Raw genomic sequence first — 16,597 nt, forward strand, 5'->3', positions numbered from 1 at the left:
GCGGCTTCTGCAGGGTGTTTTGCGTCCGAAAGGACCACTACCCTCTGGGAGGAGCTTCCATGAAGAGATGTCCGAGCCTCATCGATGCCGGCCGCCGCAGCTTCCTGACCGGCGCCGGCCTTGCGACCGCAGGCGCCGCCGTCGCCGCCGTCCTGCCTGCCCAAGCCAAGGCGGCCCCTTCGCTCGCGCTGGTGAAATATCCCGCCAACCGGCTTGCCAATGTGACCGACCTGAAGCTCAACGAGCCGCTGGATGTGGCCTATCCGGACGCCGATGCGCCCGGCGTGCTGCTGAAGCTCGGGACACGTGTGCCCGGGGGCGCGGGCCCCGACGGAGACATCGTCGGCTTCACCGCCGTCTGCCCGCACAAGGGTTTCCCGCTTTCATTCAGCACGACAGACAAGACTTTGAACTGCCCTGGCCATTATTCGCGTTTCGATTGCGAGAAGGGAGGGCAGCAGATCTGGGGCCAGTCAACGCAGAACTTGCCGCAATACGCGCTGCGTGTGGACGCGAAGGGCGACATCTATGCCGAAGGCGTGGATGAGCTGCTCTACGGCCGCCTTTCGAACGTGCTCTGAGGGAGGACACCATGGCTTACAAGCGCCAGATCGGCCAATTGCCCATCATCCCGGCCAATGCGACCGTCCATAACGTCGTCTGCCACTATTGCATCGTCGGCTGCGGCTACAAGGCCTATAGCTGGGACGCCCGATACGAGGGCGGCACGGCACCGAGCGAGAATGCTTTCGGCGTCGATCTTTCCAAGCAGCAGCCGGCAGAAACCGCCGCTTGGTATGCGCCGTCCATGTACAACATCGTCAGGCAGAGCGGGCGGGACGTGCACATCGTTATCAAGCCCGACAAGGCATGCGTCGTGAATTCCGGCCTCGGCTCCGTGCGCGGGGCCCGGATCGCGGAGATGAGCTATTCACGTCAGCGCAACACCCAGCTCCAGCGCCTCACCGATCCTCAAGTCTGGCGCTACGGGCAGCTCCAGCCCACAAGCTGGGATGACGCCCTCGACCTCGTCGCGCGGGTCACCGCCGCGGTCATCGCGGAACAAGGCGAGGACGGTCTGTTCGTGTCCGCCTTCGATCACGGCGGCGCGGGTGGCGGATACGAGAACACCTGGGGTACCGGAAAGCTCTATTTCGGCGCCATGAAGGTCAAAAACATCCGCATCCACAATCGCCCGGCCTACAATTCCGAAGTCCACGGCTCGCGCGACATGGGGGTGGGTGAACTCAACAATTGCTACGAGGACGCGGAACTTGCCGACACGCTCGTGGCGGTGGGCACCAATGCGCTCGAAACCCAGACCAATTATTTCCTCAACCACTGGGTCCCCAATCTGCGCGGAACCTCTCTCGACAAGAAGAAGGCGGAGTTTGGCAGCGAGCCGGTGGCAAAGGCACGCATCGTCATTGTTGATCCGCGCCGCACCGTCACGGCGAATGCCTGCGAGGTGGAAGCGGGCAAGGAAAACGTGCTCCATCTCGCGCTGAATTCGGGAACCGACCTGATCCTGTTCAATGCCTGGCTCACTTATGCGGCAGAGAAGGGGTGGATCGACAAGGGCTTTATCGCCGCCTCCACGAAGGATTTCGACAAGGCCCTGGCCGCGAACAAGGTGAGCGTGGCGGAAGCGGCGAGCGCTACCGGCCTCAGCGAAGCGGATATCATCAAGGCAGTCACATGGATCGCCGAGCCCAAGGCCGGCGCGGCACGCCGGCGCGCCATGTTCGCCTATGAGAAGGGCCTCATCTGGGGCAATGACAATTACCGCACCAATCAGGCGCTGGTAAATCTCGCCCTCGCCACCGGCAATATCGGCCGTCCGGGCGGCGGCTGCGTGCGCATGGGCGGCCACCAGGAGGGCTATTGCCGCCCGTCCGACGCCCATGTGGGCCGGCCGGCGGCCTATGTGGACAAGCTGCTGATCGAGGGCAAGGGCGGCGTGCACCACATTTGGGGCTGCGATCATTACAAGACCACGCTGAACGCCATGGCCTTCAAGCGTGCGTACAAGACCCGCACGGACCTCGTGAAGGACGCGATGAATGGGGTTCCTTATGGCGACCGCGACGCCATGGTGGCCGCCATCATGGGCGCCATCCGCAAAGGCGGGCTGTTCAGCGTCGATGTGGACATCGTGCCGACCCATATCGGCGCGGCGGCCCATGTGATGCTGCCCGCCGCCACCTCCGGCGAGATGAACCTGACCTCCATGAACGGCGAGCGGCGCATGCGCCTCACCGAACGCTACATGGACCCGCCGGGCCAGGCCATGCCTGATTGCCTCATCGCCGCACGGATCGCCAATCACATGGAGCGGGTGTTCCGTTCCATGGGGAAGACAGAGGTGGCGGACAAGTTCAAGGGCTTCGATTGGAAGACCGAGGAAGACGCCTTCATGGACGGCTACGCCAAGAATGAAAAGGGCGGCACGTTCGTCACCTATGATCGCCTGCGGACCATGGGCACCAACGGCTTCCAGGAGCCCGCCACGGCCTTCGCAGATGGCAAGATCGTCGGCACCAAGCGGCTGTTTGCCGATGGCAAGTTCAACAAGCCCGATGGCAAGGCGGTGTTCGCCGAAACCAAATGGCGCGGGCTCCAGGCCCCCGGCAAGCAGGCGGAGAAGGATAAATTCGCCTTCCTCATCAATAACGGGCGGGCGAACCTCGTCTGGCAGAGCGCCTATCTCGACGTCGAGAACGAATTGGTGATGGACCGCTGGCCCTATCCTTTCATCGAGATGAACCCCCAGGACATGGGCGAACTCGGCCTGAAGAGCGGGGATCTCGTGGAAGTCTACAACGAGAACGGCTCGACCCAGGCCATGGCCTATCCCACACCCACGGCGAAGCGGAAGGAGACTTTCATGCTGTTTGGCTTTCCGACCGGCGTGCAGGGCAATACGGTCTCAGCCGGGGTCAATGAGGATATCATCCCCAACTACAAGCAGACGTGGGGCAACATCCGCAAGATCGCGGACGCACCTGAAGGGGTGCGGCACCTGACCTTCAAGTCGAAGGAATATCCTGTCTGACGGCGCACGCCATCGGCCGGCGCCCAGGCGTCGGCCGTCCCCCTCCCCCCGAGCCAAACATCTCAGCCCAACGGGCCGGTGATGTAGGCGCGCGTGCGCTCCTCGGTCGGGTTGGTGAAGATGCGGTTGGTCACATCATATCCACCGGAGCCGATGGGCACAGGCGCCGCGCGGCGTCACACGCCTGACACGAACGTCGGATATCGATCTGTCCATACCTATCGACATAATGACTCATTCGGGCAGCACCCGAATGGGGTGTCGGGAGGACGCAAGGGAGGCCAGCCGTGAATCGCATACTTGCCTTGACAGCCGCAGCGGCGCTCGCGGCCCTATCCACGCTCACGCCTGTCGCGCATGCGGCGGAAGTACGGGGCGCCGGCTCCACCTTTGCCTATCCCATCATCTGGAAGTGGGCCGAGACATTCCGCGAGCGCACGGGCCACCTGGTCGGATACCAATCGGTGGGCTCCTCTGCGGGGGTCAACCGCATCAGGGACGGCGTCGTGGATTTCGGCGCCTCCGACAAGCCGCTGAAGCCGGAGGAATTGGAGAAATATGGCCTTGGCCAGTTCCCCATCGTGTTCGGTGGCGTTGTGCCCGTGTACAATTTGGAGGGCGTGGCGCCCGGCCAGATCCGCTTCACCGGCTCCCTTCTAGCCGACATCTATCTCGGCAAGGTCGCAACCTGGTCTGATCCTGCCATCAAGGCCCTCAATCCCGACATCAAGCTGCCCGACGCCAAGATCGCGGTGGTGCACCGTTCCGACGGCTCCGGCACCACGTTCAACTGGGTGTCCTACCTTGCCAAGGCAAGCCCGGAATGGAAACAGCAGGTGGGCGAAGGCAGCGCGGTCGCATGGCCGGTGGGAACCGGCGCGCGCGGCAACGAAGGGGTTTCCACAGAGGTCAAGCGGGTCGCCAACGCCATCGGCTATGTCGAATATACGTATGTGGTTCAAGCGAAGCTTGCTTATGGACTTGTGCAGAACCGGGCGGGCAAGTTCATCGCACCGAGCGCGGCGTCGTTCCAGGCTGCAGCGATGAGCTTCGACTGGGCGAATGCGAAGGACTTCTTCGTCATCATCAACGATTCCACCGCTGAAGGCGCCTACCCCATCGCCGCGACCACGTTCGCGCTGATGTACAAGGAGCCGAAGGTTCCCGCCAACAGTCAGGCCACCTTTGAATTCTGGCGCTTTGCCCTGGGCGAGGGCGAGAAATATGCTTCGGAGCTGGGTTACGTTCCCTTGCCGCCGGCTCTGGTTCAGCAGGTGAAGGACTATTGGGCAAAAACCTTTAAGGGCGGGGCCTGAGAGCACTGTACGGCGCGGGCGTTTCCTACAGGCCGTTTGAGAAGGCGGAAAATGATGGATGAAACGAGGCTCAACGCGGAAGACACGATCAAGATCTTCGATGCGCTGTCGCAAGGCACGCGTTTCGAGACCTATCGCCTCCTGCTGCGCTATGCCCCCTACGGCTTGCCCGCCGGCGACATCGCCCGCCTTCTCGCGGTGCCGCACAACACAATGTCTACCCATCTCGCTTTGCTTGAACGCGCCAACCTTGTCACGGCGCGCCGCGAGGGTCGGTCCATCATCTATGCGGCGAGCCTTGTGCTCGCCGCCCCCGCGCTGGGGCACCTCATGAGCGAGATGGGCTTCACGCTCACCTCTCGGCGCGGCGCCGTGCAGTCCGCATTTCCGCAGGTGCGCCCTGCGGCTGCCAATGATCGTGTCTACAGTGTCCTGCTGGTGTGCTCCGGCAATTCTGCGCGTTCGGTGATCGCGGAGGCGTTGCTGAACCGGGAGGGCCGCGGCCGCTTCAGAGCCTATTCGGCCGGCAGCCGACCGAAACGCAAGCCGCATCCCATGACGCTCGATCTGCTGGGATCGCTCGGCTACGACACGGTGAACTTGGCGTCCAAGAGCTGGGACGGGTTCGCCGTGGCGGACGCACCGGAGATGGATTTCATCATCACCACGTGCGACGCAGCGGCAGGCGAAATCTGCCCGGCTTTCCCTGGTCATCCCCTGCAGGCCCATTGGGGCCTTCCCGACCCGATCCTGGTGAAGGGAACCGAAGTGGAGCAGAAGGCGGCCTTCCTCGCCACCTATCGCCATCTTGCCGGGCGCGTCTCCGCCTTTGTCAACCTGCCGTTCGAGCAGCTCGATCTTGGTTCGCTCAAGGAACGCATCGGCGAGATCGGGAAGATGGAGGGCGCGACGGACCTCACGCTCTCGGGACAAGCCGCGTAACGACAGCGGACGCCGCCGGCCACGCCAGACGCCCGAGGCCATCGCGGCAAAGCTTACCTTCTCAAGATCACAGGGACTGACGGTGCCATGAGAGTAGGGATCAACGGCCTCGGCCGCATCGGACGGCTGTCGCTGCGCGCGGCCATGGGGGCGGCGCACCGCCCGGACAACGACCCCCGCGGCAATAACCGGCTCGACATTGTCCATCTCAATGAGATCAAGGGCGGCGCCGAAGCCATCGCCCATCTCCTTGAATTCGACAGCGTGCAAGGCCGCTGGCGCGCGCCCATCTCTTTTGATGAGGCAAGCGTGCGCATCGGGGAAAAGACCCTGTCCTTTTCCTCCCATGCCGCCCCCGATGACATCCCCTGGGGTGATCTTGGCGTAGACGTGGTGCTGGAATCCACGGGCAAGTTCCTGACGCCGCAGGTGCTCGAAGGCCACTTCAAGCGCGGCGCCAAGCGGGTCATCGTCGCCGCGCCGGTGAAAGATCCCTCTGTGCTCAACGTGGTGGTGGGGGTCAACGAGCATCTCTATGACCGCGAGAAGCACCCCATCGTTACCGCCGCCTCCTGCACCACCAACTGCCTCGCCCCGGTGGTGAAGGTGGTGCATGAGGCCATCGGCATCCGCCATGGTCAGATCACCACCATCCATGATCCCACCAACACCAACGTGGTCGTGGATGCGCCCCACAAGGATCTGCGCCGCGCCCGCTCGGCCATGCTCTCGCTTCAGCCCACCACGACGGGCAGCGCCACCGCCATCGCCCTCATCTATCCCGAACTGAAGGGCAAGCTGAACGGCCATGCAGTGCGCGCCCCGGTGCTCAACGCCTCGCTCACCGATTGCGTGTTCGAGCTCAACCGCGAGACGACGGCGCAGGAGGTGAACGCTTTGTTCGCCGAGGCGGCCTCCGGCGCGCTCAACGGCATCCTCGGCTTCGAGCCGCGTCCCTTGGTTTCGGCGGACTATGCCCGCGACACCCGCTCCTCTATCGTGGACGGCCCCTCGACGCTGGTGACCGACGGCACCCTGCTCAAGGTCTATGCTTGGTACGACAACGAGATGGGCTATGCCTGCCGTATGGTGGACTTGGCCTGCCATCTCGAACAGGCGGGGCTGTGATGGCAGCCCCCTCCTCCTCCGGCATCCGCAACTACGCCATCGTGACAGCCGCCTATTGGGGCTTCACGCTGACGGACGGCGCGCTCCGGATGATCGTGCTCTTCACCTTCTTCAAGCTCGGCTATTCGCCCTTCACGCTCGCCTTTCTCTTCGTGCTCTACGAGGCGGCCGGCATCGGGGCGAACTTCATCGGCGGCTGGCTCGCGGGCCGCTTCGGCATCACGCGCATGCTCACGGTCGGCCTGACGACGCAGATCTCCGGCTTTCTGATCCTGTCGGCGGTCTCCCCGTCCTGGGAGACCGCCCTGCTGGTCCCCTGGGTCGTCGCCGCGCAGGGCGTCTGCGGCGTCGCCAAGGATCTGACCAAGACCGCATCCAAGTCCGCCATCAAGGTGACCGAGGCCGACGCCAAAGGGGGTAACGCGAACAGCCGCCTATTCCGCTGGGTGGCGTGGTTCACCGGATCGAAGAACGCCATGAAGGGGTTCGGCTTTCTGCTCGGCGGCGCGCTCCTCGAACTCATCGGCTTCCGTCCCGCACTGTGGCTGATGGCTGGCGCGCTCGCCCTCGTCCTGGCCGGTGTCGTCTTGTCGTTGCCGCCCATGTTGGGAAAAGCGAAGTCAAGCAAGAGCATGAAGGAGCTCTTTGCCAAGAACCGGGGCGTGAACCTGCTCGCCCTGGCCCGCGTGGCCCTGTTTGGCGCGCGCGACGTCTGGTTCGTCGTCGGCGTGCCGGTCTTCCTCTACGGGTCTGGCTGGACCTTCATCATGGTGGGCGGCTTCCTGGCCCTGTGGACCATCGGCTACGGCATCGTCCAAGCTGCCGCACCCGCCGTCGTGACCCGCAGTCCGGACGGGCTCTCCCGGGAGGTCCCCGCAGCGCGATGGTGGGCCCTCGCCCTCACCCTGATTCCGGTCGCGATGGCAGGCTGGCTTGCCTTCGCACCGCCCCATGCGGACGTCGTGCTGGTGGCGGGCCTATCCATTTTCGGCATCGCGTTCGCCGTGAACTCCTCCCTGCACTCCTACCTGATCCTGGCCTATGCCGGATCGGAGAAGGCCGCCGAGGACGTCGGCTTTTACTATGCGGCCAATGCCGCCGGACGGTTCATCGGCACGTTACTTTCCGGCCTGCTCTACCAGATTGGCGGAATCTTCGCCTGCTTGGGTGGGTCGGCCCTGATGCTCGCCGTCTGCTTGCTGACAACCTTGCTGCTGCCGACCCATGCCAATGCCGCCGAGAACACAAACCCGCGCCGCGCCCCGGCGGGCGGTTGATCCCGCTGCGTCGTAGTCGGCGCGTCACACAACAGTCGTATTGAACCTGCGATCCAATCGGAGATGAAGCCATGTCGCTCCTGCGCTCCCTGACGTGTGCCGCCATGCTCGCGGCGACCATGCTGACCCCCAGTTTTGCCCATGCCGAGTTCAAGCTCGATCCGCGCTTCACCGACGCCAACGGCGACATGGTGGCTGATACGCCGTCCGACCCGGCGAAGCAGCTGGACCCCGACACCCTCATCTTCGCCTATACCCCGGTGGAGGATCCTGCCGTCTACGCCAAGGTGTGGCAGGAATTCCTCGATCATCTCGCCAAGGTGACGGGCAAGAAGGTGCAGTTCTTCCCCGTGCAGTCCAATGCCGCGCAGTTGGAAGCCATGCGCGCCGGGCGCCTGCACGTGGCCGGTTTCAATACCGGCTCCAACCCCATCGCGGTAGCCTGCGCCGGCTTCGTGCCCTTCACCATGATGGCGGCGAAGGACGGCGCCTACGGCTACGAGATGGAGATCATCACCTATCCCGGCTCCGGCATCACCAAGGTCGAGGACATCAAGGGCAAGAAGCTGGCCTTCACCTCGGAGACCTCCAATTCCGGCTACAAGGCGCCGTCCGCGCTATTGAAGTCCCAGTTCGGCATGGAGGCGGGCAAGGACTTCGAGCCGGTGTTCTCCGGCAAGCACGACAATTCCATCATCGGCGTGGCCAACAAGGACTATCCGGCAGCGGCGGTCGCCAATTCGGTGATGAAGCGCATGATCGCCCGCGGCGTCATCAAGCCCGAGCAGGTGGTGACGATCTACAAGTCACAGACCTTTCCCACCACCGGCTACGGCTATGTCTACAATCTGAAGCCCGAGCTGGCCGCCAAGGTGAAAGAGGCGTTCTTCGGCTTCAACTGGGAGGGAACAGCCCTGCAGAAGGAGTTCCAGTCCGCCGAGCCGCCGCAGGAGAAGTTCATCCCCATCACTTTCAAGGACACTTGGGCAGTGGTGCGGCAGATCGATGACGCCATGGGCGTCAGCTACACCTGCAAGTAAGCTCCGGCGAGAGAGAGATTGCGGGATGCTGACCATCGCCGGCCTGTCCAAGCGCTACGCCAAGGGGGACAAGGCCCTCGACGATGTTTCGCTCGGCATTCCCGCCGGCCAAGTGGTTGGGCTGATCGGTCCCTCTGGTGCCGGCAAGTCGACCCTCATCCGCTGCGTGAACCGGCTGGTGGAGCCCTCGTCCGGCTCCATCCGCCTGGGCGACACCGAGATCACCCGCCTCGGCGGGGCGGGCCTGCGCCGCGCGCGGCGGCGCATGGGCATGATCTTCCAAGAATATGCCCTGGTGGAACGCCTGACCGTCATGGAGAACGTTCTCTCCGGGCGGCTCGGCTATGTGGGCTTCTGGCGCGCCTTCCTGCGCCGGTTTCCCCAAGCCGACATTGACCGGGCCTTCGCCGTGCTGGATCGCGTCGGACTGATGGATCACGTGGACAAGAGGGCCGATGAGCTCTCCGGCGGCCAGCGCCAGCGCGTCGGCATCGCGCGCGCGCTGGTACAGGAACCCGACATTCTGCTCGTGGACGAGCCCACCGCCAGCCTCGATCCCAAGACCTCCCGCCAGATCATGCGCCTGATCGTGGAGGTCTGCGCCGAGCGCCAGCTTGCGGCCATCGTCAACATCCACGACGTGGCGCTGGCGCAGATGTTCGTTCAGCGCATCATCGGCCTCAAGGCCGGGCGCGTCGTGTTCGACGGCCCTCCGGACGCACTCGATACGGCGGCCCTCACCGCCATCTATGGCGAAGAAGACTGGTCGCGCACCATTCGCGAAGCCGAGGACGATGCGGTCGAAGAAGCCGCCGCCCAGGATGCGGCCCGGCTCGTGCGAGCACAGACGACGCCCACCGCCGTCGCGAGGGCATTGTGAACGCCGATCCTGCCCTCGCGCGCCGCTGGCGCCCTTCGCCGTTTATCGCCAATCCCTGGCTGCGTTATGCGCTGCTCGCCGGCGCGGCACTCTATCTCGCACTCGCCTTCGGCAGCGTCGAGGTCAATTGGGCACGCCTGTCGGATGGCTGGGCGCGCGGCCTGCGCTTCGTCTCGGGCTTCCTGGAGCCAAATTTCTCGCGACGCTGGGACGACATCGTCCAGGGCATGATCGAGAGCCTGACCATGACGGTGACCTCCACCGTGGTGGGCATCGCGATCTCGATTCCGATCGGCATCGGCGCCGCGCGCAACCTGGTGCCGCGGCCGGTCTATTATCTGTGCCGGGCGATCATCGCCGTGTCGCGCTCCCTGCAGGAAATCATCGTCGCCATCTTTCTAGTGGCCATGGTGGGATTTGGCCCGTTCGCGGGCTTCCTCACCTTGTCCTTCGCCACCATCGGTTTCCTCTCCAAGCTGCTGGCGGAAGACATTGAGGACATAGACCCCGCCCCCGTGGAGGCGATCCGCGCCACCGGGTCGCCGTGGCCGTCGCTGATCGCCTTCGGCGTTCTGCCCCAAGTGGCGCCGCGCCTTCTCGGGCTGTCGCTCTACCGGCTCGACATCAATTTCCGCGAATCCGCCGTGGTCGGCATCGTCGGCGCGGGCGGGATCGGGGCGACGCTCAACACCGCCATCGACCGCTACGAATTCGACAGCGCCGCCGCCATTCTCATCCTCATCATCGCCATCGTCATGGCGAGCGAATATGTCTCCGGCATCATACGCGGGCGGGTGAAATAATGCCCGTCATCGCCCTTCCCGAAGGCCGCAAATCCTGGCAACGGCGCACCCCGCGTGGCCAGATCGCCGCGTGGTTCGGCTGGCTCATCGCCGTGGCTTTCACCGTGTTCTGTTGGCGGGTGATGACGGAAGGCACGATCTGGGCCTTCGTCTGGGACGCTCCTACCCAGGCCGCCGACATCGGCGGGCGCATGGTGCCGCCGCGCTGGTCCTATTTTCCGGCGCTGCTCAAGCCTTTGTGGGACACGCTCAACATCGCCACCCTCGGCACGTTGGCCGCCATTGCTCTGTCAGTGCCGGTGGCTTTCCTTGCGGCGCGCAACACCACGCCCAGCGCCGCCTTCATACGGCCTCTGGCATTGTTCCTCATCGTCGCCTCGCGCTCCATCAATTCCATCATCTGGGCGCTGCTGCTGGTGGCGATCCTGGGGCCCGGCGTTCTGGCGGGCATTGTCGCCATCGCGCTGCGCTCCATCGGCTTCATCGGCAAGCTGCTCTACGAGGCCATCGAGGAGATCGACGAGCGCCAGGTGGAGGCGATCCGCGCCACCGGCGCCTCGGGCGCCCAGACCCTCGCCTACGGGATCGTGCCGCAGATCATGCCCGCCTTCGCCGGCATCAGCGTATTCCGCTGGGATATCAACATCCGCGAATCTACCGTGCTGGGGCTCGTGGGCGCGGGGGGAATCGGGCTGAATCTGGAAAGCTCGCTCAATACGCTGGCCTGGCCGCAGGTGACGCTGATCCTGCTGCTAATCCTCGCCACGGTGGTGCTGAGCGAATGGGTATCCGCCAAGGTCCGCCACGCCATCATCTGATCCTCGGAGCCTGAACGATGACCGAGCCGCCCCATGTCACCATCTGGCACAACCCGGCCTGCGGCACCTCGCGCAACACGCTCGCCATGATCCGCAATGCCGGCATCGAGCCGGTCGTCGTCGAATATCTCAAGACGCCGCCCGCGCGAGAGGAGGTGGCCGCCGCCATCGCCGCGGCGGGCCTCACGGTGCGCGCCGCGACCCGCCAGAAGGGCACGCCCTATGCCAAACTCGGCCTCGACGACCCCGCCCTCACCGACGATGCCCTCCTTGATGCCATGATGGCCCACCCCATCCTCATCAACCGGCCGTTCGTCTTCACGCCGCTCGGCGTGCGGCTGTGCCGGCCATCGGAAAGGGTCCTGGACATTCTTCCCATGCCGCAGAAGCGGCCATTCACCAAGGAGGACGGGGAAGTGGTGATCGACGCCGAGGGACGGCGCGTTTGTTAAAGCCAAGGACACTTATGGCCGCCCTCTCCCCTTTCTGATGGCCAGGGGCGATGAGCAGGTCCAGTGGGGCGGTCTGATGTCCCGGTGGAACTGTAACGCCCGTGCCGGCTTATTGAGGAAGCGTGGTGGCGCGACGCTTCACTCCTGCCGGAGGAAAGACCGTGAACAGGATAATTCTGAGCCTTATGCTGCTGTGCGCCGGGATTTCGGCGGCGGCGGCGCGGCCCGCCAGCTACACGATGGCATGCGCGAGCGTGGCGGGGCTGGTGAACAGCCGCGGCGCCGTTCTGTTGAGCACCTCCCCCACCACATTCGACCGCTATGTGCGCGACATCACCTTCTGCATGCCGGGTGAAGCCTTGCGGCCGCAGTGGGTGCGCAGCCGGGACAATCCTCAGTGCTTCATCGGCTACACCTGCTACGAGCCGGAGCGTGGCTGGCGCTGGTGGTAAAGCGCGGGCGCACCGCACCCGGAACCGGCGAGAGGGCAGTTGCGGGCGCCCACGCATCCCAGCGCCGCGCGTTCTGATCTGTGCGCCGCCTGCCTGCCGTCCGGGCCGGCCCGGGCGCCGGGCACCTCCCTGATGCCGGTGCGAAGACGCAAGGGCACGCCTTAGCCGGAATGGCGGGTGAAGACACGCCGCGTGAAGGGTGCGGCGCGCTTTCACCCGCGCGTCTTCAGCCGCTGTGTGAGCTGGAGAAGCTGCCGCAGCAGGGCGGAGCTGTCATTGCGGCGGTGGCTCACAATGATGGGGCTTGAAAACGGCTCGTCGATGTCGAGGAAGCGCACGTCGCTGCGGCCAAGACGACGGATGGAGGCCGGAACCACGCAGACTCCCACGCCCGAGGCCACCAGCCCCAGTGCAGTCTGCACGTCGCGCGCTTCCATGCCGATGCGCGGCGTGACCCCCGCCTCGCGATAGAAGGACAGCACTTGGTCAGCATAGCTGGGCCGTGGCGAGTGGGGGTAAAGGATCAAGGGTTCGGCTTCGAGGTCCGCGAACCGTGGGCGATCCGTGGCAGCCTTGAGCTCATGCGACTCGGCGATGGCGACGCACAGCGGCTCCTCGCGCAGCACCTCGCGCACCAGCGCGTCGTCCTCGAAGCGCAGCCGGCCGAAGCCTACGTCGATGCGCCCGTCCTTGAGGGCGGCGATCTGCTCCAGCGTTGTCATCTCGATGAGTTGCACCTCCACCTCCGGCGAGTGAATGCGGAACTCGCGGATCAGTTCGGGAAGCGTGTCGTAAAGGGTGGATGCGACGAAGCCGATGTTGAACTGAAACACAATGCGCATCCCGATGCGCCGGGTGGTGGCCTTTATTTCCTCCACACGCTGAAGCACCTGTGCGCCCTGCTCGAAGAGATGGCGCCCGGCGTCCGTCAGCGTGAGCGGTCGGCCGCGGTTCAGCAGACGGACGCCAAGCTCATCCTCCAACTGCTGGATCTGCCGGCTGAGCGGCGGCTGCGCCATGTTGAGCTTCTCCGCCGCGCGGCTGAACGAGCCTTCCAGGGCGACGGTGGTGAAGTAGCGCAGGTGGCGCAGGTCCATGGTCCGCTCCCGCTCCATGTGACGGATACCCGTCGAGTATGATGGCGGCGCCCCGCCCTTCGTCTCCGGCCGGCTACGGTTACGATGCATTCAGACGCCAATATGCGCGGATAAGACACGCATTGTCCCAGAGCCCATACCTGCGACTATACCTATAAGGTATGAAAATACACCAAATTGATCTTATCTCCCCTTAGCGCTCGCGCGTAACTTCCTCGCCGGGAAGAAACGTTCGATCAGAGGCGCCGCAAGGCCCCGCTTCGAACCAGAATCACGGCGCGCAAGCCGTGGGAGGGGTCATGTCAACCATCCGCCATACATGCGCCGGTCGAGGCGGCATCCATGGGTCCTCGGACAGGAGTGGCGCCAGGCGCCGCTATCCGGGCGCGGACGCCTGATCATGCCGGTGTGGAAGCACCTTCAGGCGCGCGGCTGCCATGCACCGCCGTGGGACCCGGCTTGGCGGCGGTCGAGGCCGTCGCGGGCGGTTTCCACTCCATAGACGTGGACGGCTACGCCGACGACTGCGAGGCCGTCGGACGGATGGACCTGCGCCCGATCCAGGAGTTGGTGCGCTTGCCCACTCCGATCCTCGCGGAGCAGGAAGACCCCGCAGCCCACCTTCTCGCGGTGGGCCGGCCGGAGGGCGTTGCCGCCGAGCTGCGCCGAGCCCTCGCCACGTCCTTTCCACAACAACAGAACATGTGAGGAGACACCATGCCGAGTCCAACCACCACAAAGGACATCAAGGATATCATTGATGCCGGCTCGATGACGGGCCGCCGCTGGGCGGTCGTGGGGGTGTGCTTCGTAATCGCCCTTCTCGATGGCTTCGACACCCAGTCCATCGCCTTCATCGGCCCGGCCATCGCCCAGGAATTCGGCATGAAGCCGGCGGAGATGACGTGGGTCATCACCGCCAGCATCATCGGCATGACCCTCGGAGCCATCGGTCTCGGCAGCTTCGGTGACCGCTTCGGGCGCCGCAAGGCCATTCTGATCGCGGTCTTTCTCTTCGGTCTGTTCTCGCTGATGGGCGCCTATGCCACCTCGCCGACGCAGATCATCGTGCTGCGCTTCCTGATCGGCCTCGGCATGGGCGGCGCCACCCCCTCGCTGCTGGCGCTCGCGGGTGAATACAGCACCGCCTCCAAGCGCGGCATGATGATTACCGGCGTGCTGCTCGGCCTTCCGGCCGGCGCCATGCTGGGCGGCCTCATCGCGGCCAGCTGGCTGCCGGTGCTGGGCTGGCGCGGCATCTTCCTACTCGGCGGCGCGATCCCCCTGGCGCTGATGGCGGTGATCTATTTCCTGCTGCCGGAATCCCCCGCCTATCTCATCTCACGCAAGGAGAATGACGGCCAGGCCCAGGCCCGCAAACTGCTGCAGCAGATGACCGGCCAGTCCATCCCCGCCGACGTGCGCCTCGTCAGCCCGGCTAAGGTGCAGCATGCTGGCTCCATTGCCGGCCTGTTCGAGAATCGCTACCGCAATGTCACGCTTGCGATCTCGGCCGTCTACCTGTTCAACTGGATCGCTTGGTTCCTGCTGCTCCAGTGGCTGCCCACTGCGCTGACGGCCCTCGGTCTCGAGAAGGCGCAAGCAGCCTACGGCACCGTGACGGTCAACGCCGCCTTCATCGCCATGGCACTACCGCTCTCGTCCTTCCTGCCGAAGGTCGATCCGCGCAAGTTGCTGGTATTCATGTTCCTGGTCGGGATCGGCGTCGCCATCGGCCTCGGCATGGCTGGGGATCGCTGGCCGGTGGTCTTCGCGCTCATCGCACTCGCCGGCTTCGGCATCGGCGGCCAGCAGCTCGTGCTCAACTACCTGATCGCCAACGCCTATCCGACGCAGCTGCGTGCCACCGCCACCGGCTGGGGCATTGGCATCGGTCGCTCGGGTGCCATCGTTGGCTCCGCCATCGGCGGGCAGTTGCTCTCGGGTGCCGGGCCGTCCGGCTACTTCATGACGCTGGCCATCCCGCTCGCCATCGCCGCGCTCGCCACGATGATGGTGCGCCCCGCCGGCGAGGAGAATGCCGTCCCAGTCCCCACCGCCCACTGAGGTCGGCGTCCCGAGGCGACCGCGACACGCCATCGCGGTCGCCTCTCCCCTTCCTCGCCGAGAATCCAGGAGCAAAACAGTGTCCGAGGCCGTGAGAGTCCAGCAGATCGAGACCTTTCTCGTCGACCTGCCAACCATTCGCCCGCATCAGCTGGCGATGGCGACCATGCGCCATCAGGTCATGATGATCGTGCGGCTGTGGATGTCGGACGGCATCGTGGGCATCGGCGAAGGTACGACCATCGGTGGCCTCGCCTACGGGGCGGAAAGCCCTGAGGGGATGAAGCTTGCCATCGACACCTATATGGCACCTCTCCTGCTCGCCTGCGATCCGACCCGCGTCGCCCGTGCCATGGCAACCATCGCCACCTCGGTGCAGGGGAATCATTTCGCCAAGTGTGCCGTCGAAACCGCCTTGCTGGACGCCGTGGGCCAGCGCGTGGGGCTTCCCATGTCGGAGCTGCTCGGCGGTCGCCAGCACGACCGCCTGCCCGTTGCCTGGACTCTGGCGAGTGGAGACACCGAGCGCGACATCGCCGAGGCGGAGGATATGCTGGCGCGGCGTCGCCACAACATATTCAAACTCAAGATCGGCAGGGGCGACCCGAGGGCCAACGTCGCCCATGTCGCCGCCATCAAGCGGGCGCTGGGCCCGCGCGCCTCGGTGCGGGTGGATGTGAACCAGGCGTGGTCCGAGGCCACCGCCTCCGCCATGCTGCCTTTGCTGGCGGACGCAGGCGTGGACCTCATCGAGCAGCCCATCGCCCTGCGCAACGTGGCCGGTCTCGCCCGCCTCGCGCGCGAGACCTCGGTCGCCATCATGGCGGACGAGGCGCTCACCGGGCCGGAGAGCGCATTCGCCCTTGCCGCCAACGCGGCGGCCGACGTGTTCGCGCTTAAGATCGAGCAGTCGGGAGGGCTGTTCGCCACAGGGCGGGTGGCCGCCATCGCGGAAGCCGCCGGTATCGGCCTTTACGGCGGCACCATGCTGGAAGGCGGCATCGGTACGGCCGCATCCGCGCACCTCTTCTCCACCCTCGGACGGCTCGAATGGGGCACGGAGTTGTTCGGTCCCCTCCTGCTCACCGAGGAAATACTGGAGACGCCGCTGGACTATGCTGACTTCGGCCTCGCCGTCCCCACCGGCCCCGGTCTCGGCGTGAAGCTCTGCGAGCAGCAGCTGAACCGCTTCCGCCGCGACCGCGCGGAGCGTTCGCTCCACGTCGTTGCCAGCACGAAGCCAGGGCACTAGGCGAGGGTCTTTTCTCTC

General features: G+C 65.1%; 16 protein-coding genes. 15 read left to right on the forward strand and 1 reads right to left on the reverse strand.

Features of this window, described 5'->3' with window-relative positions:
• The first annotated feature begins 59 nt into the window (after positions 1-59).
• The 12 genes from V5F77_RS10300 to V5F77_RS10355 all read left to right on the forward strand — a co-directional run bounded on the left by V5F77_RS10300 (position 60) and on the right by V5F77_RS10355 (position 12,163).
• On the forward strand, positions 60-581 hold the full coding sequence (locus V5F77_RS10300) for an arsenate reductase (azurin) small subunit (RefSeq protein ID WP_429005258.1): 522 nt from the start codon (positions 60-62) through the stop codon (positions 579-581).
• Between the two features lie 11 nt (positions 582-592).
• The gene (locus V5F77_RS10305; protein ID WP_429005259.1) at positions 593-3,055 is read left to right on the forward strand and encodes an arsenate reductase (azurin) large subunit; all 2,463 of its coding nucleotides are present in this window, start codon (positions 593-595) and stop codon (positions 3,053-3,055) included.
• Positions 3,056-3,342: 287 nt separating this feature from the next.
• Positions 3,343-4,371 carry a phosphate ABC transporter substrate-binding protein PstS gene (gene pstS / locus V5F77_RS10310; RefSeq protein WP_429005260.1) on the forward strand — a complete coding sequence of 343 codons (1,029 nt, stop codon included), beginning with the start codon at positions 3,343-3,345 and terminating at the stop codon, positions 4,369-4,371.
• A gap of 51 nt (positions 4,372-4,422) precedes the next feature.
• Entirely contained in the window at positions 4,423-5,313 is an 891-nt protein-coding gene (locus V5F77_RS10315) for an arsenate reductase/protein-tyrosine-phosphatase family protein (protein ID WP_429005261.1), read from the forward strand.
• Between the two features lie 87 nt (positions 5,314-5,400).
• Positions 5,401-6,441 (forward strand): ArsJ-associated glyceraldehyde-3-phosphate dehydrogenase, encoded by a 1,041-nt coding sequence (locus tag V5F77_RS10320; RefSeq protein ID WP_429005262.1) that lies wholly within the window; start codon positions 5,401-5,403, stop codon positions 6,439-6,441.
• On the forward strand, positions 6,441-7,718 hold the full coding sequence (gene arsJ, locus V5F77_RS10325) for an organoarsenical effux MFS transporter ArsJ (protein ID WP_429005263.1): 1,278 nt from the start codon (positions 6,441-6,443) through the stop codon (positions 7,716-7,718). Before V5F77_RS10320 ends, arsJ begins: the two co-directional genes overlap by 1 nt.
• Positions 7,719-7,822: 104 nt before the next feature.
• A complete protein-coding gene (phnD, locus tag V5F77_RS10330; protein ID WP_429005309.1) occupies positions 7,823-8,758 on the forward strand; it encodes a phosphate/phosphite/phosphonate ABC transporter substrate-binding protein in 936 nt (311 codons plus the stop codon).
• Positions 8,759-8,783: 25 nt separating this feature from the next.
• Entirely contained in the window at positions 8,784-9,638 is an 855-nt protein-coding gene (phnC, locus tag V5F77_RS10335) for a phosphonate ABC transporter ATP-binding protein (protein WP_429005264.1), read from the forward strand.
• Positions 9,635-10,441: a phosphonate ABC transporter, permease protein PhnE gene (gene phnE, locus V5F77_RS10340; RefSeq protein WP_429005265.1), complete on the forward strand. Its 807-nt coding sequence runs from the start codon at positions 9,635-9,637 to the stop codon at positions 10,439-10,441. Before phnC ends, phnE (V5F77_RS10340) begins: the two co-directional genes overlap by 4 nt.
• On the forward strand, positions 10,441-11,259 hold the full coding sequence (gene phnE, locus V5F77_RS10345; protein ID WP_429005266.1) for a phosphonate ABC transporter, permease protein PhnE: 819 nt from the start codon (positions 10,441-10,443) through the stop codon (positions 11,257-11,259). The genes phnE (V5F77_RS10340) and phnE (V5F77_RS10345) overlap by 1 nt, the downstream gene beginning before the upstream one ends.
• Before the next feature lie 17 nt (positions 11,260-11,276).
• Positions 11,277-11,711: an arsenate reductase (glutaredoxin) gene (arsC, locus tag V5F77_RS10350; RefSeq protein ID WP_429005267.1), complete on the forward strand. Its 435-nt coding sequence runs from the start codon at positions 11,277-11,279 to the stop codon at positions 11,709-11,711.
• A gap of 161 nt (positions 11,712-11,872) precedes the next feature.
• Positions 11,873-12,163 (forward strand): hypothetical protein, encoded by a 291-nt coding sequence (locus V5F77_RS10355; protein ID WP_429005268.1) that lies wholly within the window; start codon positions 11,873-11,875, stop codon positions 12,161-12,163.
• Between the two features lie 212 nt (positions 12,164-12,375).
• On the opposite strand, the gene V5F77_RS10360 is transcribed toward V5F77_RS10355, so the two are convergent.
• Positions 12,376-13,260: a LysR family transcriptional regulator gene (locus V5F77_RS10360; protein ID WP_429005269.1), complete on the reverse strand. Its 885-nt coding sequence runs from the start codon at positions 13,258-13,260 to the stop codon at positions 12,376-12,378.
• Positions 13,261-13,719: 459 nt separating this feature from the next.
• Here V5F77_RS10360 and V5F77_RS10365 point away from each other — a divergent pair, with 459 nt between their 5' ends.
• From V5F77_RS10365 to V5F77_RS10375, 3 genes are all read left to right on the forward strand, one after another.
• The gene (locus tag V5F77_RS10365; RefSeq protein ID WP_429005270.1) at positions 13,720-13,968 is read left to right on the forward strand and encodes a hypothetical protein; all 249 of its coding nucleotides are present in this window, start codon (positions 13,720-13,722) and stop codon (positions 13,966-13,968) included.
• 9 nt (positions 13,969-13,977) lie between these two features.
• Entirely contained in the window at positions 13,978-15,327 is a 1,350-nt protein-coding gene (locus V5F77_RS10370) for an MFS transporter (RefSeq protein WP_429005271.1), read from the forward strand.
• A gap of 79 nt (positions 15,328-15,406) precedes the next feature.
• Entirely contained in the window at positions 15,407-16,579 is a 1,173-nt protein-coding gene (locus tag V5F77_RS10375) for a muconate/chloromuconate family cycloisomerase (protein WP_429005272.1), read from the forward strand.
• The last annotated feature ends 18 nt before the right edge of the window (positions 16,580-16,597 follow it).

It is taken from the genome of Roseixanthobacter psychrophilus, assembly GCF_043195195.1.
Taxonomy (GTDB): Bacteria; Pseudomonadota; Alphaproteobacteria; order Rhizobiales; family Xanthobacteraceae; genus NCEH01.